Source organism: Bacillus sp. X1(2014) (genome assembly GCF_007678255.1).
This window is the reverse complement of record NZ_VEED01000022.1, coordinates 26150-51000: the sequence shown is the minus strand read 5'-3', so window position 1 is coordinate 51000 and position 24851 is coordinate 26150. Positions and strand designations below refer to the sequence as shown.

General features: G+C 36.3%; 22 protein-coding genes, 1 pseudogene and 1 riboswitch. All 23 genes and pseudogenes read right to left on the bottom strand.

What is annotated here, in order from left to right; genetic code table 11:
- Positions 1-37 precede the first annotated feature (37 nt).
- Positions 38-1059 (bottom strand): annotated as a pseudogene (gene rfbB / locus FS608_RS25810) (dTDP-glucose 4,6-dehydratase).
- A 105-nt stretch (positions 1060-1164) separates the two neighbouring features.
- On the bottom strand, positions 1165-1275 hold the full coding sequence (locus FS608_RS31860; protein ID WP_395947830.1) for a DUF3789 domain-containing protein: 111 nt from the start codon (positions 1273-1275) through the stop codon (positions 1165-1167).
- Between the two features lie 48 nt (positions 1276-1323).
- Positions 1324-1409, bottom strand: a riboswitch (cyclic di-GMP riboswitch).
- An 829-nt stretch (positions 1410-2238) separates the two neighbouring features.
- Positions 2239-3186, bottom strand: coding sequence for a mannose-6-phosphate isomerase, class I (manA, locus tag FS608_RS25805; protein ID WP_144555466.1), 948 nt, complete (start codon positions 3184-3186; stop codon positions 2239-2241).
- Positions 3187-3222: 36 nt separating this feature from the next.
- Entirely contained in the window at positions 3223-3672 is a 450-nt protein-coding gene (locus tag FS608_RS25800; RefSeq protein WP_144555434.1) for a VanZ family protein, read from the bottom strand.
- A 72-nt stretch (positions 3673-3744) separates the two neighbouring features.
- Positions 3745-5481: a phospho-sugar mutase gene (locus tag FS608_RS25795; RefSeq protein ID WP_260871827.1), complete on the bottom strand. Its 1737-nt coding sequence runs from the start codon at positions 5479-5481 to the stop codon at positions 3745-3747.
- A 630-nt stretch (positions 5482-6111) separates the two neighbouring features.
- Entirely contained in the window at positions 6112-6372 is a 261-nt protein-coding gene (locus FS608_RS30950) for a hypothetical protein (RefSeq protein ID WP_144555432.1), read from the bottom strand.
- 290 nt (positions 6373-6662) lie between these two features.
- A complete protein-coding gene (rfbB, locus tag FS608_RS25780) occupies positions 6663-7697 on the bottom strand; it encodes a dTDP-glucose 4,6-dehydratase (RefSeq protein ID WP_144555431.1) in 1035 nt (344 codons plus the stop codon).
- Positions 7697-8551: a dTDP-4-dehydrorhamnose reductase gene (rfbD, locus tag FS608_RS25775; RefSeq protein WP_144555430.1), complete on the bottom strand. Its 855-nt coding sequence runs from the start codon at positions 8549-8551 to the stop codon at positions 7697-7699. Before rfbD ends, rfbB (FS608_RS25780) begins: the two co-directional genes overlap by 1 nt.
- Complete coding sequence (gene rfbC / locus FS608_RS25770; protein WP_144555429.1) at positions 8551-9114, bottom strand: dTDP-4-dehydrorhamnose 3,5-epimerase; 564 nt, start codon at positions 9112-9114, stop codon at positions 8551-8553. The genes rfbD and rfbC overlap by 1 nt, the downstream gene beginning before the upstream one ends.
- Before the next feature lie 15 nt (positions 9115-9129).
- Complete coding sequence (gene rfbA / locus FS608_RS25765) at positions 9130-10008, bottom strand: glucose-1-phosphate thymidylyltransferase RfbA (protein ID WP_144555428.1); 879 nt, start codon at positions 10006-10008, stop codon at positions 9130-9132.
- Positions 10009-11047: 1039 nt separating this feature from the next.
- Positions 11048-11707 (bottom strand): glycosyltransferase family 2 protein, encoded by a 660-nt coding sequence (locus FS608_RS25760; protein ID WP_186328898.1) that lies wholly within the window; start codon positions 11705-11707, stop codon positions 11048-11050.
- Positions 11704-13221 (bottom strand): lipopolysaccharide biosynthesis protein, encoded by a 1518-nt coding sequence (locus FS608_RS25755; RefSeq protein ID WP_144555426.1) that lies wholly within the window; start codon positions 13219-13221, stop codon positions 11704-11706. Before FS608_RS25755 ends, FS608_RS25760 begins: the two co-directional genes overlap by 4 nt.
- Positions 13221-14264, bottom strand: coding sequence for a polysaccharide pyruvyl transferase family protein (locus tag FS608_RS25750; protein ID WP_144555425.1), 1044 nt, complete (start codon positions 14262-14264; stop codon positions 13221-13223). Before FS608_RS25750 ends, FS608_RS25755 begins: the two co-directional genes overlap by 1 nt.
- The gene (locus FS608_RS25745; protein WP_260871826.1) at positions 14261-15040 is read right to left on the bottom strand and encodes a glycosyltransferase family 32 protein; all 780 of its coding nucleotides are present in this window, start codon (positions 15038-15040) and stop codon (positions 14261-14263) included. Before FS608_RS25745 ends, FS608_RS25750 begins: the two co-directional genes overlap by 4 nt.
- Positions 15041-15273: 233 nt before the next feature.
- Positions 15274-16524: a hypothetical protein gene (locus tag FS608_RS25740; RefSeq protein WP_144555424.1), complete on the bottom strand. Its 1251-nt coding sequence runs from the start codon at positions 16522-16524 to the stop codon at positions 15274-15276.
- 7 nt (positions 16525-16531) lie between these two features.
- Positions 16532-17524: a WaaS/CpsH family glycosyltransferase gene (locus FS608_RS25735; RefSeq protein ID WP_144555423.1), complete on the bottom strand. Its 993-nt coding sequence runs from the start codon at positions 17522-17524 to the stop codon at positions 16532-16534.
- Positions 17521-18075 (bottom strand): serine O-acetyltransferase, encoded by a 555-nt coding sequence (locus FS608_RS25730; protein ID WP_144555422.1) that lies wholly within the window; start codon positions 18073-18075, stop codon positions 17521-17523. The genes FS608_RS25735 and FS608_RS25730 overlap by 4 nt, the downstream gene beginning before the upstream one ends.
- A gap of 48 nt (positions 18076-18123) precedes the next feature.
- Entirely contained in the window at positions 18124-19158 is a 1035-nt protein-coding gene (locus FS608_RS25725; protein ID WP_144555421.1) for a glycosyltransferase, read from the bottom strand.
- A gap of 219 nt (positions 19159-19377) precedes the next feature.
- Complete coding sequence (locus FS608_RS25720) at positions 19378-20610, bottom strand: glycosyltransferase (protein WP_144555420.1); 1233 nt, start codon at positions 20608-20610, stop codon at positions 19378-19380.
- Positions 20607-21779, bottom strand: coding sequence for a beta 1-4 rhamnosyltransferase Cps2T (gene cps2T, locus FS608_RS25715; RefSeq protein WP_222127406.1), 1173 nt, complete (start codon positions 21777-21779; stop codon positions 20607-20609). Before cps2T ends, FS608_RS25720 begins: the two co-directional genes overlap by 4 nt.
- A 318-nt stretch (positions 21780-22097) precedes the next feature.
- Entirely contained in the window at positions 22098-22769 is a 672-nt protein-coding gene (locus FS608_RS25710; protein ID WP_144555418.1) for a sugar transferase, read from the bottom strand.
- Positions 22770-22789: 20 nt separating this feature from the next.
- Positions 22790-23683, bottom strand: a complete 894-nt coding sequence (gene galU / locus FS608_RS25705; protein WP_144555417.1) for a UTP--glucose-1-phosphate uridylyltransferase GalU — start codon at positions 23681-23683, stop codon at positions 22790-22792.
- A 327-nt stretch (positions 23684-24010) separates the two neighbouring features.
- Complete coding sequence (locus FS608_RS25700; RefSeq protein ID WP_144555416.1) at positions 24011-24775, bottom strand: tyrosine-protein phosphatase; 765 nt, start codon at positions 24773-24775, stop codon at positions 24011-24013.
- Positions 24776-24851 lie beyond the last annotated feature (76 nt).

Below are 24851 nucleotides of genomic sequence, written 5' to 3'. Positions count from 1 at the left end.
ACACAGCTATAAAGTTCAAATCACAGGAGAACTGTTTTCAGTTCTCTTTTGATATTTCCGTTATCTGGGTGAATGTTCGGTAATTCAGCAACATTATCTGTTCCCACCACCGATTGTTATCTAAATACCATTCAATAGTCCGAGCAATCCCATCTTCAAAAATATATTCAGGTCTCCACCCTAACTTCTCTATCTTCGCAGAATCGATAGCATACCGTTTATCATGGCCCAAGCGGTCTGTTACAAATTCAATTAAATCATTTGACTTACCTAAAGTACGAATGATCGTTTTTACCACTTCTAAATTACTCCGCTCGTTATGTCCGCCAATATTATAGACATCTCCCATAACACCTTTATGCATGACAAGATAGCCGAAGAGTGGTCCAGGACATGCAGCCAATCACGTACATTCTTGCCGTCACCATATACCGGAACCTTTTCATCATTTAGGTAGAGAAATGGTCAATGGGATCAGCTTCTCAGGGAATTGAAACGGACCATAGTTATTAGAGCATCGCGTGATATTTATCGGAAGTCCGTATGTTGCATGATAGGCCCTTACGAGAAGGTCTGAAGATGCCTTACTTGCACTATAGGGACTATTTGCTTGTAATGGCGATTCTTCAGTAAGAAAATAGTCGGGTCAAAATCCAATTCACGATAGACTTCATCGGTTGAAACATTAACAAATTTCTTAACACCCACCTGTTTAGCAGCATCTAGTAATACCTGTGTCCCTAAAACATTGGTTCGAACAAAGATACTTGGATCAGTAATCGATCGATCGACGTGACTTTCCGCTGCAAAATGAACAACATAATCAAACTTCTCCTGTTCAAGCAGCTAAATGATCCCCTCACGATCCGTGATATCAGCCTTAATAAAATGATAGTTTGGCCTCGCTTCAAAATCACGGTGCTTAGTTAAATCACCCACATAGGTCAGTAAATCAAGATTATAAATATCGTATAGAGGGTATTTACTCATCATATAATGAACGAAATTCCCACCAATGAATCCCGCACCACCAGTAATCAGTACTTTTTCCCTTTTCACCCCGTTCTCCCCTTTCGTGTTGTTTTATTATATATAATTTATAAACTAATTTTGAAAAATAAAAAACAACCTCAAATTCGAGGTTGTTCGGTAAACGCTTTCAATTTATTGTTGTGATTCAAGGAGTTGATCTCCCCGTTTAGCTGCAACCATAAGACTCATTACTGTAAGCATAGAGAAAGATCCAACAAATAAGCCTGCAATAAAGATAACCATAGTATAACCTCCCAGAGTATATTCATAATCCGTAGTAAGGCGATCATATTCGGTAGCTGGCTGGCATAGTTGTGAAAACCTTAGCCCCTATAGTTTTGCGCCTCCATCTTTCAATGGGTTTGCCCTTTCGTACGAACTATGTGCTTATATTGATAGTATACTAATTGTTACTAGTAATAAATAGCCCTAATAACCTATTTATATGTTAATAATGTGGCAAAAACCCAGCCTTCGCATTCATGATCCTGTTCGACATGACTAAGAATAATTTGTTGCTATTCATCGAACGATTTAGATATAACCGTTCACCCACACATGGTTAAATAGTGGTAAGCAACCAGTTTCGAATTGGAGTGATAACATGGCAGAAAAAGAAGATGGGCGAAATTTTGGTAAGGGCTGCCTTTGGGGGATCCTTTTATCAATCCCTTTATGGGCAATCGTCTATTTTATACTACGTAAAATTTTTCACTAAAGGAACAGCAGTCCCTTATTTATGATATATACTAATTTGATTAATAGATTTTTTCTTCCCTATGGGAAAGTCTATCAAATGAATTTGTCGAAATATTTAGTCTATTATTTGCATATTTCTACTTTATTCTCCTTCCTTATTTGGGTATTATATAGAAAAGAAAAACTGAAAGCGTTTACATATAATAAAAAATTGAACCGTGCATCACCAGATTTATCTACAACTAACAATAGGAGTGGATTTCATGGACAAGCAAGGGAATCTTTTATTAGGATTATTGTGGGGGACGTCTTTAAGTGTTCCATTATGGTTTGCGTTTTTCGGTTGGATTAAATTAGTTATTCAAATGATTCATTAGTATGGTAAATATAAATAGGATAAAAAGAACAACAGACTACGCCAGATAAATTTTATCACTAGATTTCAAATCCCGACTTACGATAGATCTATGAATATTTAACATAAGTCGGGAAGATTTAGGTTTCATATTAGGTATGAGAAACGATGATCTCACATTCCCCATCTACTTCAAATTCTCCAAAACCAACAGGAAGAATCAGATGAGTCCCCTTCTTCAACTCATATTGCTCCTCATGATGAATTAATGCGCCTTCTCCATTAATCACACTAAGAAGCAAATATTGATCATTCATAGAAAAAGAAGCTTTCCCTTGAACATCCCACTTATTAACGGAGAAAAACTCCGATTCCAAAAAGGTTGTAATTCTTACATTCCCCTTCTCTTCCACTTTAGACTCACTTACTAAATCATGATGCGGAACAGTGGTGACTTCGATCGCCCTTTCTAAATGAAGGTCCCGCAAATTCCCGTCTGCATCCCTGCGGTCATAATCGTACACACGGTAGGTGGTGTCAGAGCTTTGCTGGGTTTCCAATACTAAGGTGCCTTCACATAATGCATGAATCGTTCCACTTGGTACATAGAAAAAGTCACCTGGCTTAATCTTCACTCGGCGCAATAAATTGTTCCATTCACCCTCATTGATTTGCTTGATTAATTCTTCCTTTGATGCAGCATTATGGCCAAAGATCATGTCCGCATCTTCTTTGCAATCAATGATATACCAGCATTCTGTTTTTCCCAGTTCGCCATTTTCATGTACCATAGCATAAGAATCATCTGGATGCACTTGAACCGATAGATCCATGTTCGCATCCAGTATTTTTGTTAAAAGAGGAAAAACCTTCTCTTTCGGGTGGCCGAAAAGCTCTGGTTGCTCTTTCCAAAGATTGTCCAAGGTTAGCCCTGCATAGGGACCATTTTCAATAACGGAAGGACCATTCGGATGAGCAGAGATCGACCAACATTCCCCTGTATTCTCTGTTGGAATATCATATCCAAATTCCGTTTGCAGCGTGGTACCTCCCCAAATTCTCTCTTTAAAAACAGGTTTTAAAAACAACGGTTGCAAAATCAAGACCTCCAGTAGTATACGTAAAAAATCGAAAATCTAAGTTGTACGAATCAGTTTTCTCTTTCTATTGATAAAAAACATTAATGTTAACCCAAGTAATGCCCCAAGGGAATCAAACAAGACATCCCTAAAAGATGAAACTCTTCCTGACATAAACGATTGATGATATTCATCTGTAACCGCATAAAGAAAGGTTAGCACCCATGAAAGAATATAAGAATATCGATAGATTTCAAGAGATTTAAACAATAATAGAGCAAGTATCCCGAATACCGTAACATGTGTTGCTTTCCTTACGACCAGGTTCAACACATTAATCTCTTCATGGTCCGCACTTGGTGTGTGAATAGTATTATGTTCCTTCACTACTACATGTTGAATTGCTTTGGATGTTTTTTCCCCAGTAAAATATGGAAGCTGTGTGAAGAAAAAGATTAATGCCATCCAAAGAATCACTGCTAATAGCCACCCTTTTCTGCTATTCATCTGTTCCACCTTCCCTTTAGTAAAACAAATAATCCCTCATGCCCACGATTTTAAGCAAGGAGGATTTATCATTTACTCTGCTAAAATAGTATTCACTTTATCCATGACAGCATTTTGGAGCGCAGATAACTTCTCCTCACTGTCTCCCATAGAAGTGCCTTTTACTCCAAAGTAAAACTTCGCCTTTGGTTCTGTTCCTGATGGACGTAAACATAACCAAGAACCGTCCGCTAAATGATACTTAAGAACATTGGATGGTGGCAAATCAATCTTGCTTTCAGTTTCATTTGCGTACCTTACAGAAGTGGAGTAATCCTCAATAGCTGCAACCTCAATTCCAGCCACTTCACTTAATGGCTCATTCCTAAAGGTATCCATTAATCCAGCAATTTGTTCTGCTCCATCTTTTCCTTTTAAGGTAATCGATTGTAGTGATTCTTGATAGAAACCGTACTTTTCAAAAATAGCCAGAAGCCCTTCATACATGGTCATGCCTTTGGATTTGTAATAAGCAGCCACTTCAGCCGCAAAGATAGCTGATTGGACAGCATCCTTGTCACGGACAAAGTCGCCAATCAAATACCCATAGCTTTCTTCATACCCAAATAAGAAGGTAGAAGCGCCTGTCTGCTCAAACTCATTAATCTTTTCACCAATGAATTTAAATCCAGTGAGGGTATCCATTGCTTGAATCCCGTAATGCTCAGCAATCGCTCGGCCAATTTCGGAAGTAACGATGGTTTTGATGACAACACCACTTTCAGGCAGCGCTCCTTTTGCTTGCTTTTGTGATAACAAATACTCCAGCATTAAGGCACCCAATTGGTTGCCGGTCAATACTACGTACTCTCCTTCGCCATTTTTGACTGCCACACCTAAACGGTCAGCATCTGGATCCGTAGCCATGAGAATATCGGCATTGATTTTTTCTCCATACCCAATGGCTAATTCAAAAGCCGCATGCTCCTCGGGATTTGGTGACTTAACGGTAGAGAAGTTTGCATCTGGCAGCTCTTGTTCCTTAACCACAGTCACATTCTCAAAGCCAAATGCCTTTAGTCCAGCACGAACTGGCTTATTCCCGGTACCGTGTAATGGAGAATAAACTACTCGTATGTCTTTTGCCACGCTTGCAACCATTTCTGGGTTCAATTGAAGTGTTTTTAATTGTTCTGTATAAGCATGATCTATCGCTTTACCTATGTAGGTTAATAATCCGCTTGTTAGAAGTTCCTGCTCGTCTGCCACTTCGACCATTAACTCATTTTCTACTGTATTCACATAACGAATAATCGTATCGGCTGCTTCTGGTGGAAGCTGACCGCCATCCTCGCCGTAGACTTTAAAGCCATTGTACTCTGGCGGATTATGACTTGCTGTGATTACTACACCTGAAAAGGCGTTCAAATACCTAACCGCAAAAGAAAGGACAGGTGTAGGACGAAGTTCGTCAAATACATACGCTTTGATACCATGCTTTCCAACGGTTTTAGCTACTTCTAACGCAAACTCAGGAGATTTATGGCGGGAATCATAGGCAATAACAACACCACGTTGTTTCACTGCTTCCCCTTGTTCCACAATATACTGTGCAAGCCCTTCGGCCGCCCTACGGATTGTGTAAGTATTTAAGCGATTAATACCAGGTCCAAGCTCTCCCCGCATACCGCCTGTACCAAATTCTAAATGTTTATAAAAACTATCCTCTAATATTTTCTTAATGATATCCATTTCTAGTAACTTTTCTTTTAAATCATGATCTAGTTTATTAAAATTAATCCATTTTTCTGCATTATCTAACCAAGTCAAAGTACCTTCCCCCTTATCTAAGATGTATAACTAGGATTATTTCCATATTTTCAGGATGTCATTTGCTACGATCAATTACCTAAATTAACATCATCTTTGTCATAAAATCGAGTGTGATGATTTTAAAACCTATAAAGTTGACAAGTCAATTATTGGTAGTGTGAATAGAGAATTGAGAGATAGTAGCTCTTCTAATAATAATGAAGCGGATAACGTATTTTGATCCTCTTTCATGGATGCTCGATTCAGGATTAATAGAGGTACTTTAGCATCCATTGCCTCCCCAATCATTCCCCATCATGCTTTGGAAATCACTAGGTCTGATGCAGCAATTTATTTTGAGATTCCAAATATCACTTGGTATTGGAACACATTTGAAGGATCTACCTCAAAATTGGAGGATACACAATCTGGGCTGTCCCAAATACGAAGCTACTATTCCCTAGGTCTATTTTCATCCCTAGACCTAAAAAGATAATCTTCTTATCTTCATTTAGGTTCACTAACCTAATTCTTTGAATCTCTATTAAATCAACTTCTCTAGAAAAAAATCTATAAAGAATTGTAGGTACATTCAAATTTTCATTACTCCTGGCCAACGAATAGAATGAGTCATCTTTTGATAGGCTTCTAGATATTGTGTAAATTCACTGTCATCACATAAATCATGATAGGCAGTATACCAAGTAAAGTTAGAAAAACCCATAGAAGGAATACCTGTTCTTGAGCTGATTCAAATGGGAGTGGCGAAATATCTGAAATAACTAAGTCAATATGGTTTATTTTCATAATCTCTTGCTCCTGTTCAACCTTGAAATCCCAATCATTAATGAAGTTTTTATATTCCTCAAATAATCGCAAGTTATCAGAATTGACCGAATTATTTTCCAAAAAGTAACCAACATCTGTCTTTATGGTTCGATAACATACACGATTAGAATAAAGGGACTCCTTAATAAAATATATAGTATACGAATAACAGACAAAAATGTGCATTTTTGGGTCCTTTAGCATTTTCCATATAACTGCAATACTTCTAGAGGATGCCCTACCCATATTCAGAAATATAATTTGCAATGATCTTCATATGATTCACATCGACAATAAAAAAGAAGGGAAAGGACCTTGGCCCTCTCCCTAAAAACTATAGAATACTTTTGATTTCATTTCTGTAAATTTTTTTATTTCAAATTAAGTTTAGTTGCATATTGCATATTAAAGTAACTTTGATATTCCCCACTAATGATTTGCTCCCACCACCATTTGTTGTTCAGGTACCAATTAATAGTATGAGCAATACCAGTTTCAAATGTATAAGTTGGTTTCCAACCTAACTTCTCCAATTTAGTTGGATCGATAGCATAACGCTTATCATGACCTAAACGATCTGCAACGAATTCTATAAGGTCTTCGGACTTGCCTAAAGTACTAATAATGGTTTTAACAACTTCTAAGTTTGTGCGCTCATTATGCCCGCCTACATTATAAACCTCACCATTTACACCTTCATGCAAAACTAGGTCAATCGCTGCACAATGATCAAGAACATGAAGCCAATCACGAATATTTTTTCCATCACCGTAAACCGGTACCTTTTCCTCATTTAATACTCGGGAAATCGTTAAAGGAATTAACTTTTCCGGAAAATGAAATGGTCCATAGTTATTAGAGCAGCGAGTAATATTAACAGGTAAGCCAAATGTTTCATGATATGCTCTAACTAAAAAGTCAGAGGATGCTTTACTTGCACTATAAGGACTGTTTGGTTGTAATGGGGTTTCTTCTGTAAAGAAAGTTGTCGGATCAAAATCTAACTCACCATATACTTCATCTGTTGAGACATGAACGAATTTAGTCACCCCAATTTGCTTTGATGCATCGAGTAAAACTTGAGTTCCCAATACATTGGTTTTCACAAAGATCCCAGGCTCCGTAATTGAGCGATCGACATGACTTTCTGCAGCAAAATGAGCTACATAATCAAATTTCTCTTTTTCAAAAAGTGCCAACATTGCCTCACGGTCAGCGATATCTGTCTTAACAAAATAATAATTAGACTTGTTTTCAATTTCACGATGCTTGGTTAAATCGCCGGCATAGGTTAATAAATCTAAATTATAAATATCATAATTAGGATACTTATTCACCATATATTGAACAAAGTTCCCTCCAATGAAACCTGCTCCGCCTGTTACTAGAATCTTTTTCCTATTCATTATTTCACCTCATGTTGTAATGCTTGTAAGTATCGTTCTAAAGAATCCTGCCAAGTTGGTAATGGAGTAAAACCATTGTCCACTAATTTCTGCTTTGACATCCTTGAGTTCTTCGGTCTCACGGCTCTTGTTGGGTATTCCTCCGTTGCAATGGCATGAACCTTTACTACCCTATTTGATAAGTGGAAGATTTCCTTAGCAAATTCCGCCCAGCTACAAAAGCCTTCATTTGTGGCATGATACGACCCGAATTTATCAGTTTGAATCATATCCATCAATAATTTGGCTAAATCAAACGTATTGGTAGGTGATCCCACTTGGTCACCAACTACGTTTAGCTCGTTACGAGACTCAGCTAACCTTAGCATCGTTTTAACGAAGTTATTTCCATTCAATCCGAAAACCCATGAGATTCGGACTATGAACCAGTCTGATAATAGTGATTGGACTACTTTTTCTGCTTCATATTTCGTTTTTCCGTAATACCCAACTGGGTTAGGGATATCTGTTTCGACGAAATGAGCCTCTCCCAATCCATCAAATACATAATCCGTACTGATAAACATGAACTTGGCGTTTACTTCTTTGGCTGCAGTTGCTAGAAATCTCGTCCCATTCACATTAACATGCCAGCAATTCTCCTGGTCATCCTCCGCTTTATCCACAGCCGTATACGCTGCACAATGAATAATAGCATCCGGTTTTAGCTCTCTCACGTATTGATTTACGGCATATTCATCCGTAATGTTTAAATCCTTTTGGCCAATTCCAATCATGTTTAATCCACGATTTAACCCTTCATTAACCACATCATATCCTAATTGACCTGTATATCCTGTTACTAAAATCTTCATTATAACTCTCCGTAACTAAAGTTGTTTTCAGCATCCGCAAAGAGAGGTGCTTTTTCATCCTTTGTCGATAAAACTGGGGATATCTCTATTGGCCATTCAATGCCAATGGCTGGATCATTCCAAATAATGCCTCGATCACAATCAGGGGCATATAACTCGTCCACTTTGTACTGAACTTCCACATCATCCGTTAAGGTCATAAACCCGTGGGCAAAACCTTTTGGAATGAGTAGTTGTTTCTTATTCTCAGCTGTTAATTTCAATCCAAACCATTTTCCAAACGTTGGGCTCCCTTTACGAATATCAACAGCCACATCGAATATAGATCCTCTTGTACATCTTACCAGTTTCGTCTGTGCCTTAGGATTTAACTGATAATGCAATCCTCTCAACGTCCCTTTGGCTGCAGAGAATGATTGATTATCTTGAACAAAATTAATATGAATTCCAGCTTCTTTAAAAATCGTTTCATTATAAGTTTCCGTAAACCAGCCTCGGTGATCACCAAAGACCTTTGGTTCAATGATTAGCACACCTGGTAAAGAGCTTTCAACTATTTTCACAACTACACCCCATTTTTAATACTTTATACTGCCATTTGCTACCTTTAGCAAATATTGACCGTATCCTGTCTTTGAAAACTTTTCTCCCGAATCAAGTAAAGTTTCTTTTCCAATCCATCCATTAATATAAGCAATTTCTTCAAGAGCAGCAATTTTAATCCCTTGATGTTCTTCAATCGTCTTAACAAAATTGGTTGCTTCTACTAAACTTTGATGGGTACCTGTATCTAGCCATGTAAAGCCACGTCCAAGAAGTTCTACGTCAAGTTCATCCATTTTCAAATATACTTCATTAACAGATGTAATTTCTAATTCCCCACGATCAGAAGGTTTTACATTCTTTGCAATTTCTACTATCCGATTATCATAAAAGTACAAGCCTGTAATCGCGTAGTTTGACTTTGGAAACTCGGGCTTTTCTTCTACACTTAGCACCTTTCCAGTCTCATCAAATTCGACCACGCCAAATCTCTCTGGATCTTGGACATGGTAGCCAAAAACAGTTGCCCCGCTTTCTTTTTGAGCTGCTCTTTGAAGAATTTTTCTCATACCCGATCCATAATAGATATTATCTCCTAAAATCATAGCAACCGAGTCATTACCAATAAACTCTTCTCCAATAATAAAAGCCTGAGCCAGCCCATCTGGACTCTCCTGAATTTTATACTGAAGAGATATACCAAATTGTGAACCATTTCCGAGTAATGCCTCAAAACGAGGTGTATCCTCAGGAGTTGAAATAATCAATATTTCACGAATCCCTGCTAGCATTAAAGTTGATAGCGGGTAAAAAATCATTGGTTTATCATAAATAGGTAATAGTTGTTTGCTTGTGACCATCGTTAATGGATAGAGACGTGTCCCGCTTCCACCAGCTAAAATTATACCTTTCATTAATAAAATTCCTCCTAATTTAATCTAATTTACTTATATTTATACAAGAACCTAATGTAATCAACAACTAGTTTATCCACCCCTTGTTACGCCAGAGCATGTTCACCTAATTCTGCATCATTTGGCATTGCAGTAAAGTCAACTGGGAACAAAAAGTTCCTTTTGAGATTATACTAGAATGCTTAGGTTAGCTCGATTCAAACTTATAACCTCAAGTACTTGGTCTCCCAAAATAAAAACTTATTATTTTGGATTGTAAAATCTTTAGCATGCAAACCTTGAGCTCCGTATATAGAATATCCGTTACGGGGTCTTTATACATTCCGTACCGGATTCTTAGTGTTTAAAAAACTATCTTCTTAACAAATTTTTATTGTATTGAATATTGAAAATGTTTCTTTAAATCTCTTTCCAAACTATTATAGGAAGGAAAGCTATCCTTAGTACATTATTTAACCACGAAACTATTATTAGGAATGCTCTAGATCGATTTATTGTCTATACCAAGCTGGTATCTACACCTAACACGATAGAGAGCTTACTACGTATTGCATCTGCTACGCTCTTCCTTTTTAAAATCTTAGATATTTTAATTAATAAATACGAAAAGCTACGCATGCGTAGCTTTTCAATTTACGGCTATATCATATTAGTTTTACTCTTTAAATAATTTAGAAAAGCCACTAGAACCGTCCCCTATGGTATTTAAGAGGTGAACAGATCAGTATCAAGATGAATTACTGAAAAGAATTTTTCGAACCAAACTATTGAATTTTGTTTGTAGAAAAGTGTTAAACGATATTTTATTAAGACTGTCAATTTACTTGACGGTTACACCCTTCTTTTCAAATGCATTAAACTTCAGCCTGAGTAGGTGTCTAACCCCCGAATTACCAGCTTTAAACCAAAACACCGTAATGACAATTGCAAGACCTGTGACTAATAAAACAATTATACACAATGTGTCTTGAATCTTAACTTCTCAATATAGCCCACTTAAATTCTAAATATATTCTAAACCTCTTATACATAAAGCTAATTAAAGCTTATCAATTATATCAATAGTTCCTTTTGTGAACCACGCCTTAACATCAGATATATTAATTCCCATGCCTGCTGCGTTTTTAAACCCTTTTCCTGATTTTCCGCCATAATGATGGATATATTCTTCGTGATTTCGAACAGCATTAATAGATTTTCCTTCTTTAAGAACTAGACTCTGCAATTTCGTAACGCTCCAGAACCAAGCAAACTCCTCATCAAGTTTATATTTATCATACAATTCACGATCAATCAACATACAATAACCGTCTGCTCGGTATGGCTCATCCTCAACAACACCATAAGAAGCAATTCCACCTTTGCTAGGATGCAATTCAGCAAGCTTTTGCAACCAATCGTCTGAATTAATTCTAATATCGCTATTCAGCAACAAGATTAAGTTGCTATCTGAAGAACAATATGAGCTTGCAATATTATTTCCCTTGGCAAATAAGGAATTTTCTTTATTTAAATAAAGTACATCAATTAACCCCTTAGCTTTCAAATAACGTAACAATAGCTTTGTGGTTATTCTAGAGGCATTATCAACAACGATCAACTCATATTCTATACCTCTTGTTTTCTCTTTAACCGTTTCGATACTTTCTTTAACAAATCTAGGGGCATTATGCGTTAACATCAAAATACTAACTTTCATTTTGAACATCTCACTTTCTTAATCACAAAACTCACAGTCCTTTTAAAATCTTTTTGCCAGCAATTAGCTAACAAAAAGATTACTACTGTGACAAATAGTATTGCTGCAGCTTTTAGGAAGAACTGTCCCCAATTATTACTAGCTATTTTCCCAACATTCAGACTCTCAAACAATAATATGCACATAACCAAAATAATGTTGTACGCATGTTTAAAGAAGTATCGAGCCGAACTTATACCAAAATAATTCTTAAATAATAATATTGGTTCATACCAAAAATAAGTTATTAACCTTGAAATAACTGATGCAAATATAACTCCAGACAAACCAATATAGCTTCCTAATAAAATTGATAATACAATATTTATTATTGCTGTACACAACATTACATACTTCGTTTTTCTATATAATCCGGTAGCATCTCTATAAGACCACAACGGCTGGAGAACAACACTCAAATAAAAATTCAGCATACAAGCAATCAAAACATCTTTATTTAAAATATATTTTTCTCCAATCCAAAGAAATACAAAATCATTCATCATCATGTACACACAAATTCCGGAAACACTACTTAAAAAGAAGCTGAATACCTGTAATATAGAAAATATTTCATATCTTTTGTCTTGTTGCTCGGTAGCTATAAGATTTCCTATACTTCCATTTAATGAAGCAAAAATTGTGTTGATAAAAACTGACAACCTACTAATGACCAGTCCGTAATTCGAAAAATATCCGACTACAACAGTTCCTAACAACATGGAAATAATCGTATTATCCGTACTATTTAACAAAACCGAAGAAAATTTATATAAAAATCCGGATTTGATATTATCAACTATACTCTTTTTTTCCTTTTCTGATAAATCAGACTTGACTTTTATGAACGGATATAGTTTATCCGCCTTCTTTGCACACCATACATTATTAACCCATGTAGATGCAACATCTAGAATAAGATACAATAAATAACTTTTAGTTATATATAAAACTATGATTTGTGCAATTGTTGTTCCTATTTTTACGCTACTTGCGATGCGTGAAACTATATAATTATTTTGGTCTGCATTTAAAATTGATACTTTATATACAAAGAGATAAGAAAGAACCGTCTTTAACAAGAATAATAAATAATATCCATATAAAAATTTAATATCACTTTCTAAATTAACAATTAAATGTAAAAAGGGTAACAATGCAATACCAATACCCGCTACTACAGCAGCTATAACATTATAGATTTTTTTATAAAATGTTAACAGTGATCTTATTTTATTCTCGTCATGTTTAGCAAGTGGTTCAAAGAAGCTATATACCATAACGGTGCTCATACCTAAATCTGCCAATGAGAGTATCGATAGAATTTCTGTAAATAGACTGTTAACACCTAGATAGTTTTCATTTAGAAATTTAAGAAATATTACTCTAGATACAAAACCAAGTATCATGATGATAACCTGGTTCAACACACCAAAAGTTATATTTCTCATCGATTTAGATGTTCTGCTGTTCATTATTTTCCCTCAAATTGTTGTTTCCATATACTAATATTATCCTCTGGTATTCTAATCTGTGTTTCCCATTCCTGTAATATATATGACTCTAGCTTCTCTTTTACTTCCGTTCGTTCCAAAACAGGCAAATTAGTATCTTTAGCCACCTCTTTGGCCCGATTATCTATTGAGATAATAATACTGCGTTTTCTATGATTGAGAGCATGTATTCCAGCATGTAACCTTGTTCCCACAAAATCAATGGAATCCTTTTTCAAAATTTCATTGTAACTTATTAACGTGTTATTGATACACTCTAATTTATCAAACTGAGGATAAGTGCGTAAGTATTCTAAATCATTTCGCCCTTGAATCCATACATAGACCTTTTTATACAATTTTATGAGCGTGTCTAGCATGTACCAATCAAATTCTTTATTTTGATGGTAATCAGTAATAGTAGTCACAACAAAATCAGCTTTTGTTTTTGGTATACTTTGACAAAAAGATTCCGTTAGGCGCCACATTGTTGGGCATGCGGTATTAATTACATTTTCAATTCCCATTGAACGCAATTTATTTTCTGTATAAGAATCTCTAACCGAATGAAAAACCTGGTTGTCCAAGTACGTTTTATAAAACAATTTCGTAAATCTATTTTCTTTCTCAGAATATGCATTCCATCCAGTTCCCATCAAACATAGGTGTGCCAAATGAGATGGATTAAGTGAACGTTGCCACAGCCCTAATAAATTCATTTCAGAAGAAAGAATATTAGTTCCAGTAATAATCTTTAAAGACGATGGTAAAAGAAGTCTTCTTTCAGGCTTGGTTGGTTTTCTATGTGTAGGAATACGCTTCTCGACATTCAAACTCATGTCCTCAAATATATTATTACAATAGAAATTGATTATCTGATCACCTAAGTTATCACTGTCCATACTAGTATCATAAATCGTGATAGTGTCACTATGATTTTTATTTCCAGTAAGTTTATTATAGATCCACACATTAATATATTGAATTGGATACCTACTTCTAATTTTATCGAGCATATTAATCATTTTATCCCCCTACAAACTTTTTCCCAAACACGCCCAGCTTTATTAAGGATAAGATTAAACACTCCCCCTAATTTTTTGCCAAACATTTTATTAATTTTTCTAGTTCTTGTTAACTGACGTTTTTCCTTATCATTAAACCAAGAAGCATTATAGTGATGAATAGTACATGTATTGTCTGTTATAACTAGCTTTCCTGTTGAAAATTCCTTAGGTGAAAAATAGTCTGTAGGATAAACTGTTATACCATTTACCAATTGTTTTTCATTATTTCTCACAAGCCCAATTTTTTCAAGAAACTCAGTAATATAATATGGACTAGGCAGCGCATTGATACTTCCATTCGGTTTTAAGAATTCAATCGAATCATACATGTCACGCAAACCTTTCATAACTACATTACCCTGTTCTGCACCGAATCCGATACCACCATTTACAAAACTACCTTCTTCAAAACCTAAATAGCCATCATTGTCTAACAAAAAATCGAGATTTCTTACAATTTCTACATCAGTATCAAGATAGATTCCACCATGAGTATAAACAATGTCAAATCTTGCGTAATCAGGAACAAACCCCCATTTTTTATTTGTATACGCTTCATGCATATATTTATTTTTAGTTAAATCATAATTTGTTTCGTCCCAGCGAACAATTTTATAGTCGGGACAAAACTTTTTCCAACTTTCAATACACTCTTTATCTTTTTCAGGTAATTCTGCTCCACCAAACCAACAATAATGAATTATTTTAGGTATCAAATTTTTTCTTCCTTTCAACCTTTGTGACAATAAAAATTGTCATAATTATCCTTCACCACTTTTATATCCACCAAAACAACACTCATAATAGCATCGCTCTATATACTGCATGAAATCATCAAAATTATGAAACAATGTTTTTTTGTAAATACTGGTAACTTTCGCTCTCGTTACCTCCTAAAGTCATTACACTTACCATGACTTATGCAATTCATCATCTTAGTATCTATTAAATACTGTATTTCCTCTCTTCAAAGCCGCCGAACCCTTTCTTTGAGAAAAATGAAAGGGATAGCCATAATAAAATATACCCAATATGCTATATCCACAAATAAAGTAGCATAGAAACTGTCAATAATACTAAACAGTGCAACACATGCTGCCATAACCATATACGCGTTAAATTTTCTATCATCGGATCTACTCTTCTTTATAGCCACTACAAAAGTAGTAAGAAAAAATGCAAAGTACAAACCCAATCCAATATAGCCATTCTGCAAGACAACCATCGCTACGCCATACTGCCTATAGTTCATATAACCAAAGGATTCATAAAAGGGACTAGTGAAAAATTGCGAGGTTTCAACAGCTCCTATTCCATAGCCAAATAAATATAGCCAAGCATTGTCCTTAAAGAAATACTGATTTGCAACTTCCAATAAAGCATTTCGCGTAAATGTCACTGTACCAAGATATCCTGCATTCATATAATCATTAGCCTTGTCGAAATCCACTAAGAAATCAACACTACCTGGGAAGTACCTATCTAGAATATTTAGTCCAACGAATATAGCAATTATTGCTGCAATACCGAATGAAAATGTTCTCAAACTTTTTCTGGCAATGATTAATGCAAACATAATAATAATCAGGAAAAATATATAATTACCCTTTGTCTCCGATAAAGCTGCAATAGCAAAATATGCAAAAAGATACAGTGTGGTATGCCTCAGTGTCCAGTTTTTATTAAGATATTGTGAAACCACATAGGCAATAACAATGTTAATAAAAATCGTTGTCGCACCGTTGACCCCCTGTGCAATTCCAAAAATGCCTCCTAAATTATCGCCTCTAATTCCAAATACAGTAAATTGCATAAGCGTAATAATAAAATTAATCCAAAAGATTTTAGGTAGTACATCAAAAAATCTTTCAATATTTTTCGATGACAATAAAACAACGCACGAAATAAAGAACAAGATATAACGGTATATATTTCTCATGCCCCATACAGTCAACAAGAGAGACACACCATTTCCGATAATTCCTATTATAGTAGCCAATAAGAACAACCAGAAAATCACTTTTAACATTTTCATGCCCTGTACTCTGTTAATAATCGGTAATTTTCTTATAGCAAATATGAATAACAAAATATTCAAAGCATCTGCGACATAAAATAAGGCATTGGAAAGATGAAGTCCTGAGTTTACCAAGCCTCCAAATGATACTATTCCTAAAATAAGCCAAACAAAATGTACTGGACCAACCCGTATTTCCATGCATTATTCACCTCGCTATGTCTCCGAAAATCCAGCTTATCTGTCTAATTATGTTAATAGGGCTAAAATAGTCACTATGTTCATACTGCACAAGTGCCTTTTCTTTCACAAAAGAAAGGTCAATTTCTTCAGGATCGCTAAACACGCGCATATATCTCTCATCATAAAAAGGCATATCAAGCAATTTCTTATTATTGGTAAGTAGCTTCTTGTTAAATGCTATCGCCTCGCATGTTCGTAATGAAACCCCCGTCTGGCCTTCCCGCACAACTTCTACAATGCATTCTGTATTATATGCAAATTGTAGTTCCTGCTCATAAGGGATTGTGGTATTATAAATCACCCCAGGTATTGCAACTTGTTCTGCTTCCTTAACTCCTGCAATCATAAATCTACAACCATCAATAGCCGATGAAATCTTAGAAAAGGTCTTTTGCAAAATATCAAGTCGTCCTTGTCCATAGCCAACGAAAAAGGCAGAACTATAATCGTCTTTGCACTTTCGAACAGATTCAGGCTTTGAAAATGTCGAATAAATTCGCTCAAAACCGTGTCTGCGGCAGTCATCTTCATCAAAAGAGAAAACCACATCAAACAGAGGTATCATTTCAATGGATCGCTGTGCACTCGGATTACTAAAACTATCATATAGTATCATAGCAAGTTTTACATTCGGATTGCATTGCTTAAACTCTCTCAAATATTTATTACTAAAATGATAACGAAGAGAGCCGTTGAGTAAAATTACGCAGTATTCCTCTTGAGGACTAAAATTATATTGATGTAACCGATAAAAGGGATTCCAAATTGACTTAAACGGTAGAAAAAAATGCCGATTAATTCGGTCACAAAAATGGATATTATAAAGTGGTAATAGCACTGATGGAATCTGCATTCTTGGAACTTCTTCAATTTCAAATCCTTGCGTAGCTGCTGAAAACAAATCAGCAAACATCTGCCTGTACAGGGCATGCTCATCATCAACAATCAGGTATTTCATTTTTCCATCCCCTTTTCAACCTTACGAGCAGGGATACCAACAATAGTAATGTTCGGCTCAAGGAAAGACTTATTTACTACTGCATTAGCGCCAATTTTGATACCATTTGCAATTGTAACCTTACCAATAATTTTTGCGCCCACACCGATTTTTACGTTATTTCCTAACGTAGGGCATAACGGCCCCACCCCTGCATTACCAAGGCAATTGTCTCCGTGCAATTCACAATTTTCACCAATGCGACATTCACGGTTAACAACAATACTGCCATTATGGTGAATCACAAGTCCCTTTGCAAAAGAATTTTCCCAGATTTCAACACCAATTCTGCTGCCAAGAACATTTTTTTTCCTACGATACAATAAATACAATATTTTATCAAAAATTGATCTGTGGCGGTTATTATAAAAATATTCACATATTCTTAAATACTTAATGTACCGCCAGTTGTATGTTCTCTGATCATTCGTCAGAATATCTACAAACGAATTTGGGTACAGCATTTTCTCATACTGCAAATATTCGTGTAAGTCTTTCAGTGTCTTAATCATACGGTTATTTCTCCTTCTTTTGACAATAAACGACTTCTGTCCACCCCATCACCGGCTTTTCATCCTCAACAGCAGAAAAACCATATAATGAAATTGTTTTCTTATAGCAAAAAACAGTAGCTTTCTGAGCATGCTACAACGATTTTTTTTAAGCTGGATCATTGCGTTTTGCAGCACCTCATCATCGACAATACTACTAATGTTTATAATTCTTTCATGCAGACTACAGTCAGCGACTGAAATCTGTTTCATTGCAGCGATTGTATTGCCGAGATATGGATACACTAGCCGTCTAGACACACGTTCTGGATAATGTAACTCATCATTCGCTTTCAGACACATCTGGTAAAAGTGTCTGATTCTTGCGTATCTATCCTTACGATAAGTACGTGTTAACGAAGCTCCATTTTCACAATAATAATATAGTGCCTCTGGTAGAACTGCCACCTTTTGGACATGTTTGTACAGGAAAAGAAGGGAGTATATATCTTCTGAAATGACCTCACGTTCCGAAACAAATCGCCATTGTAGTTTATTGATAAGCTTGGTTGAGTACAGACATGACCATGCACTCATGTTCAGTTTAGATGCCACACCGGTTTCCGGGCTTTCCGAAATTAACTCTGGTAGAAATTCATTCTGTACTTCAAAATTACTGAACACGTACTTTCGCAGACTAGGTACGCATGTTCTTGCAATCGAACCATCTGTTTTAACACTGGTGTATCCAAAGCAAACCATATCAGCTTCTTCTTTGCGTGCCAAAGAATAAGCCTTCTCTATTGTATCTAGTGCAATATAATCGTCACTATCAAAAAAGCAAATATACTCCCCATGTGCATTCTCTATGCCTGTGTTTCTCGCCATACCAAGACCAGCATTTTGCTTATGAATAACCTTAATTCTATTATCTTTTTCTGCCCATTCTTCGCATTTCTGTGGACACTGATCGGGTGAACCATCATCTACTAGTATAATTTCCAAATTTCTATAACTTTGACCAACAACACTTTTGATGCATCGATCTAAATACTTCTCAACATTGTATATTGGAAGTACTACTGTAATCAGCTCATCAGACATTGCAAACACCTCCTAAACTAAGAAATATTTTCTCTATTCTATTGCTTAGTAAAAATTGAGGAAAAGAAGGGATAAGAACCGGATGCCAATAACCCCTCTACCAAATTATTTAACTAGCCCTGCTGTTCTAACAACATCAACCTTTTGTCTGCTCATGCCAAACAAACTCGTCAACTTTAGTACAAACATTAACATTGTTCTGTTCACACTAGATCCCTATCATCCTTCTGTTAAAGTTACTCCAACTTTTTGATATACTTTCTTAAGCATTTCATAATGAATATCCTTCGTGTAACTTTGCTGGAATAAACGCAAAGATGCTTGTTCCAACTGCTTATATGCTGGACAATCTAGCTGCTCAATCTTTCCAAGAGCTTCACGTAACGATAAAACATTTCCGCTTTCAAACAGATACCCATTGCCCTTAACCAACTCCGGAATACCACCAATGTTAGCTCCAATGATCGGTCTTCCGAGCTGGAGTGCTTCAATTGCAGAATAAGGACCGTTTTCATACCACTCAGAGGGTAAGACAACGGCCTTGGCATTTCCCACAATATCAGTTAATTCCTGACCGTTCTTAAAGCCCAATAGCTTTACATTTGTCAGCTCGTTCTGAGTTACATATATAGCCAAATTTTTTTCCAGTGGCCCCGTACCAACAACATACAACTGCATAGGCATTCCTTTTACAGCATTAATTAGTGTAAGGATACCCTTTTCTTCAGACAAACGACCAAAATATAAATAATACTGCTTTGCATCTGCTGATTGATTAACAATTGGTGCTTCACTATCCAAAAAATTTGGAATATGAATAATTCTGTCCGATGATACTCCGAATTCCTCAAACTTTCTTTTGTAGAAAGCACTAGGAGTAATAATTGCACCAACTGCATCATAACTTTTACGCCATTTGTGTAAATATCCTTCCGCAACATTAATATAGCTTTTTAACGTTGATTCCTTTACACAACGATTTACAGCGCAATGATAGAAATGTCCATCTTTGCAAGCTTCGCAGATTTCACCATGGTGCATCATTTTGTAATTCAGACAGACCATTTTTAAATCGTGCGCTGTATAAACAGTTGGGATATGATATTTTTTAATTACATCCAGGATTGAAGGAGATATTTGATGCTGAAATATATGAAGATGAATCAAATCTGGACGTTCTGCCTTAATTAGCTTCTCAAACTTTCTTTTCGCCTCAAAAGAATAGATGATATTTACCGCATCCCGGGCTTTAGTAAACGCTCCACCACTTGCATTATAATTCACATGGTCAACAAAATACTCGCTATAAGGCGATTCGAAGTTCTTCTCATCCTTCATGGAGAAGTCTATAACTGTATGACCATGCTCTTCAAGCATCCGCTTCAGTGCAAAATAATACGTTTCACTTCCGCCTTTAATATAGTAAAACTTGTTGACCATTAAGATTTTCATTGTTTCACCTCATTCGGATTGAGAAATACTTCCTCGTACAAATCCACGATATGCCTCCAGCTATAAGCTTCTGCAATTCTTTTTTTAGCCTTAGACCCTAACTCTCTAATCTTTTCTTCACTCATCTGATCAGCCATATTAATCAGTTCTGCCAGCTTACCATCCTTCTTACTCCAGTAAAGAGCTGCACCCTCTCCGACTTCTTTATTGAAACCAACATCGAGCAACAAGTTCAAATCTGTGCTACTGAGAGATTCCAAAAGACTTGGATTTGTGCCTCCGACCTCATGGCCGTGCAAATACCCATATGCGTTCTCACGAATTTTCTTAAGTAATTCCTGATCATACACAGTGCCAACAAACTTAATACGCTTATCGTTTTTGAAATGTAGCTTTTTCTCCAACTCTTCAAGAAATGCATCATTAGCAGTGGTTATAATAGCAAAATCTTTCTTGGATTTTGACCGCATGAATTCTCTGATCATTGTCTCGAAATTATTTTCCGGCACAAAGCGACCAACTACCAAATAAAAGCCTTTCGAAGTTAGACCTTTCTCCTGTAACCAACCAGTATATTTAAGACCGTCGTCCCCCAATACAGAATGCTTAGTATCAGAACCGTAGGCAATAAATGTAGTCTTAGGATGATACTGTTTGTAATCCTCCTGGATATACTTTTCAATGTTCTTACTATCGCAAATAAGTAGGTCAGCATGCTCCACCATAAGCTTTTCGGACAACTTCCAATATTTCCTAACTGGCGCGCTCCACTTTGCACGTTTCCATTCATGTCCATCTGGATTGACATATAATACGCCGCCTAATTTATGAAGCTCCTTCTGAAAATAGGCCGCAAATGGGCCAATACGGCATGCAAGTACATATACAATGGGATGAGAAATTTTATTTTTCTTAATATAATCACAACACTGCTTTAAAGCCACAACATCGTAGTATATCGCCTGTGCAGGCCCGATATTGGGCACTTTAATGTTGAAACATCTGGCGTTGTGATACTCAGATTCACTAAACTCAGTGCTTTTGCAAGCGACATGATATTTAATATTTATATTATTTTGATGATATTCTGTCAGCTTATCAACAAAGGTCTCGTATCCGCCATAAGCGCCCGGTATTCCTTTGGAGCCAACAATAAATACATGTTGCATCTCTTTTATTCTCCTCATTAAACACATATTAGCTGTGTATTAATACGCAATTTTTTCCAAGTATCTGCTCAAAGCATCCCACCAAATCGAAATCGGCACAAAACCATCCTTAATCAGTTTGTCCTATCCAAGTCTGCTATTAAAAGGACAAACTAACACCGCTGTTTTATTTCGAAGGTCCAAACTTCTTGATTGTCTGCACCCTAAATAGGTAGCTATATTTATCCAATTCCGGGTAGTCGACGTAACCTAAGTGACCGTGGTAACTAGCTACATTTATTTTTGATATTATTTCATCATGATTGTTGTTCCTGTTTTCTAAAACGCATCTTTCGACCCAAATAATACTAGGACCGTCTTTAAAATGATTTTTATATCATATAGGAAGGAACGTTCTCGGATATATTGAAGATCCAATTCCACCATTTCTTCAAAACCCACACTGTTTCTCCCACTCACTTGCCAGAGGCCAGTACAGCCTGGTGTGACCAATAATCGCAGCATGTCATACTCTGAATATACAGCTACTTCTCTTGGAAGTGGCGGACGGGGACCAACCAAACTCATATCTCCTTTTAAGACATTAAATAGTTGGGGCAATTCATCAATACTCGTTTTTCTTATAAATTTTCCAATCTTTGTAATCCTCGGGTCATCCTTCATTTTAAACATGGCGCCAGATACTTCATTATGCTTTAATAGCTCTTGTAACTTTTCCTCAGCATTGGATATCATCGAACGGAATTTATACATTTTAAATTCTTTTCCATTCAGTCCAACTCTTTTCTGTGAAAACAGAATTGCTCCCTTTGGATCTTCGATTTTAATTAATATAGCAATAATAATAAAAAGGAAACCTAAAAGAATAATTCCAAATGAAGAACCAACAATATCTATTAATCTTTTTGTTAATAAATATGTTTTTCCGTCATTAACATGAAATTTCTGGTTTTCTAAATAAGATACTTCTTGATTTGCCAGATTAGACAACCGTGACCCCTTCCTTCTCTCTATAACATTACTTTTTCTTTTTCTAATGAAGAAACTAGATTTTTTAGGTAATCTAGCATATCGTCATGGAGGTCATCATGCTGCAAAGCAAATTCAATCGTTGTCTTCACAAAACCGAACTTTTCACCGACGTCATACCGTTTGCCTTCAAAGTCATAAGCAAATACTCGTTGGATTTCATTTAAGCGTTGTATTGCATCAGTTAGTTGAATCTCTCCACCTGCACCTTTTTCCTGACGGTCAAGGAACATGAAGATCTCTGGGGTTAGGATATAGCGGCCCATGATTGCTAAATTTGATGGAGCTGTACCAAGTTGTGGTTTTTCAACAAAGTTATTAACTTGATAACGTCTTCCATCCTTTTTTGACGGGTCAATAATTCCATAACGGTTTGTTTCATTATCAGCTACTTGCTGCACTCCAATTACAGAAGAAAACGTTTCTTCGTATTGATTAATTAACTGTCTTAGGCAAGGAGTCTCGCTTTGAACAATGTCATCTCCTAAAAGGACCGCGAAAGGTTCATTACCAATAAAGTTTCGTGCAGACCAGACAGCATGTCCAAGACCCTTTGGCTCCTTTTGGCGAATATAATGGATATCCGCTAGATTTGTAGCATACTGAACTCGTTCCAAGATATCATACTTTTCTTTCTCGATTAAATTCTGTTCCAACTCCACCGCATTGTCGAAATGGTCTTCGATTGCTCGTTTTCCTTTACCAGTTACAATGATAATATCTTCAATCCCAGATGCCACAGCCTCTTCCACTATGTACTGAATGGTAGGCTTATCAACGATTGGAAGCATTTCTTTTGGCATTGCCTTTGTTGCTGGCAAAAATCTCGTCCCCAGCCCTGCAGCTGGAATAATGGCTTTTCTTACTCTTTTCACTGTTAATTCCTCCACTATTATTCTTTTGTTTATCTAATGAACTCTTTCCTTTGCTAAAGCATAGGGGCAAAAAAATAAATATCTAATGGAATTGCAAGTGCTTTCACACTTATTCTTTCATTAGATATTTATTGTTTTATTAATAATCGGGCATCTAACCCGGCCTCACATCATGCTCTTGACGACAGGCGTCTAAGGTCCCTCGAAGGAACCCACAGCACAATCGAGTGCCCCCATCGATATCGGACAGGAGGCGTCGCCGATCAGGCGATTTAGCCTGATAAAGTGGTAAGTTAGTAATCCGCAAACTCTCATTGGCTTAGTTGGTTAAAATATATTAAAGAACTTCTTCTTTCTAATTCGTTCAGGAACTTCTTTATAGATATGACTGCCCTCAATCACCAGTTCAGCATTCTCTTGGAATAAATAAACCATCTCAGTCCCGTATTTTGCTTGAACAATGTCGAATGCTTCTCGCATTTTAAACTTACGATTGCTTGTATTATGAGCATCCGATGCAATGAAGTGAGTAAGGTTTGCATCGATTAATTGGAGGGAAAAAATTTTAATCTTTTTTCCAAAGTCCCCGCAGATACTAGCAGCAGTAACTTGTGTTAATGCTCCCTTTTCCACAAGTCGGAATAGGATTTCTGGCCGCTCTATAATTTCTTGATTACGTTCCGGATGAACAATCACCGGAATGAGTCCTTTTGTCTGCAAATCATAAAACAACTTCTCCGTGTATCTCGGAACATGGCCAGACGAAAATTCAACCAATACATATTGTGTATGATCGATTGGTAGAATTTCACCTAGCTCATATCCCTCAACCATTTCACCATAGATCCGTGTTTCTTGACCTGGCAGAACCTTTAAATCTATCTTTTCTTCTAGTAAAGCCTTGTTCAATTCTCTAACTCTATCAATAATGGTTTGTTTGGGGTTTTCGTAACGATTGTTCAAATGATGCGGTGTGGCGACAATCGTATGAATTCCTTGTTCGACAGCCATTTTAGCCATATTAACACTATCCGACAAATTTCTTGCCCCATCATCTACGCCCGGTAATATATGACTATGCAAATCAACCATTGGTCACACACACTTTCCAATAAACTGTTATTTTTCAACGACAATTATCATAGTAACACGTATCAGGGATGGAATT

Coding starts and splice junctions, on each gene's coding strand:
- FS608_RS31860 (WP_395947830.1), bottom strand. CDS start 1,275: ATGGTTATCTTTATTGCAGGCTTATTTGTTGGATCTTTCTCTATGCTT.
- FS608_RS25800 (WP_144555434.1), bottom strand. CDS start 3,672: ATGAATAGCAGAAAAGGGTGGCTATTAGCAGTGATTCTTTGGATGGCA.
- rfbB (WP_144555431.1), bottom strand. CDS start 7,697: ATGAATAGGAAAAAGATTCTAGTAACAGGCGGAGCAGGTTTCATTGGA.
- rfbD (WP_144555430.1), bottom strand. CDS start 8,551: ATGAAGATTTTAGTAACAGGATATACAGGTCAATTAGGATATGATGTG.
- rfbA (WP_144555428.1), bottom strand. CDS start 10,008: ATGAAAGGTATAATTTTAGCTGGTGGAAGCGGGACACGTCTCTATCCA.
- FS608_RS25760 (WP_186328898.1), bottom strand. CDS start 11,707: ATGAAAGTTAGTATTTTGATGTTAACGCATAATGCCCCTAGATTTGTT.
- FS608_RS25755 (WP_144555426.1), bottom strand. CDS start 13,221: ATGAACAGCAGAACATCTAAATCGATGAGAAATATAACTTTTGGTGTG.
- FS608_RS25750 (WP_144555425.1), bottom strand. CDS start 14,264: ATGATTAATATGCTCGATAAAATTAGAAGTAGGTATCCAATTCAATAT.
- FS608_RS25740 (WP_144555424.1), bottom strand. CDS start 16,524: ATGGAAATACGGGTTGGTCCAGTACATTTTGTTTGGCTTATTTTAGGA.
- FS608_RS25735 (WP_144555423.1), bottom strand. CDS start 17,524: ATGAAATACCTGATTGTTGATGATGAGCATGCCCTGTACAGGCAGATG.
- FS608_RS25730 (WP_144555422.1), bottom strand. CDS start 18,075: ATGATTAAGACACTGAAAGACTTACACGAATATTTGCAGTATGAGAAA.
- FS608_RS25725 (WP_144555421.1), bottom strand. CDS start 19,158: ATGTCTGATGAGCTGATTACAGTAGTACTTCCAATATACAATGTTGAG.
- FS608_RS25720 (WP_144555420.1), bottom strand. CDS start 20,610: ATGAAAATCTTAATGGTCAACAAGTTTTACTATATTAAAGGCGGAAGT.
- cps2T (WP_222127406.1), bottom strand. CDS start 21,779: ATGCAACATGTATTTATTGTTGGCTCCAAAGGAATACCGGGCGCTTAT.
- FS608_RS25700 (WP_144555416.1), bottom strand. CDS start 24,775: ATGGTTGATTTGCATAGTCATATATTACCGGGCGTAGATGATGGGGCA.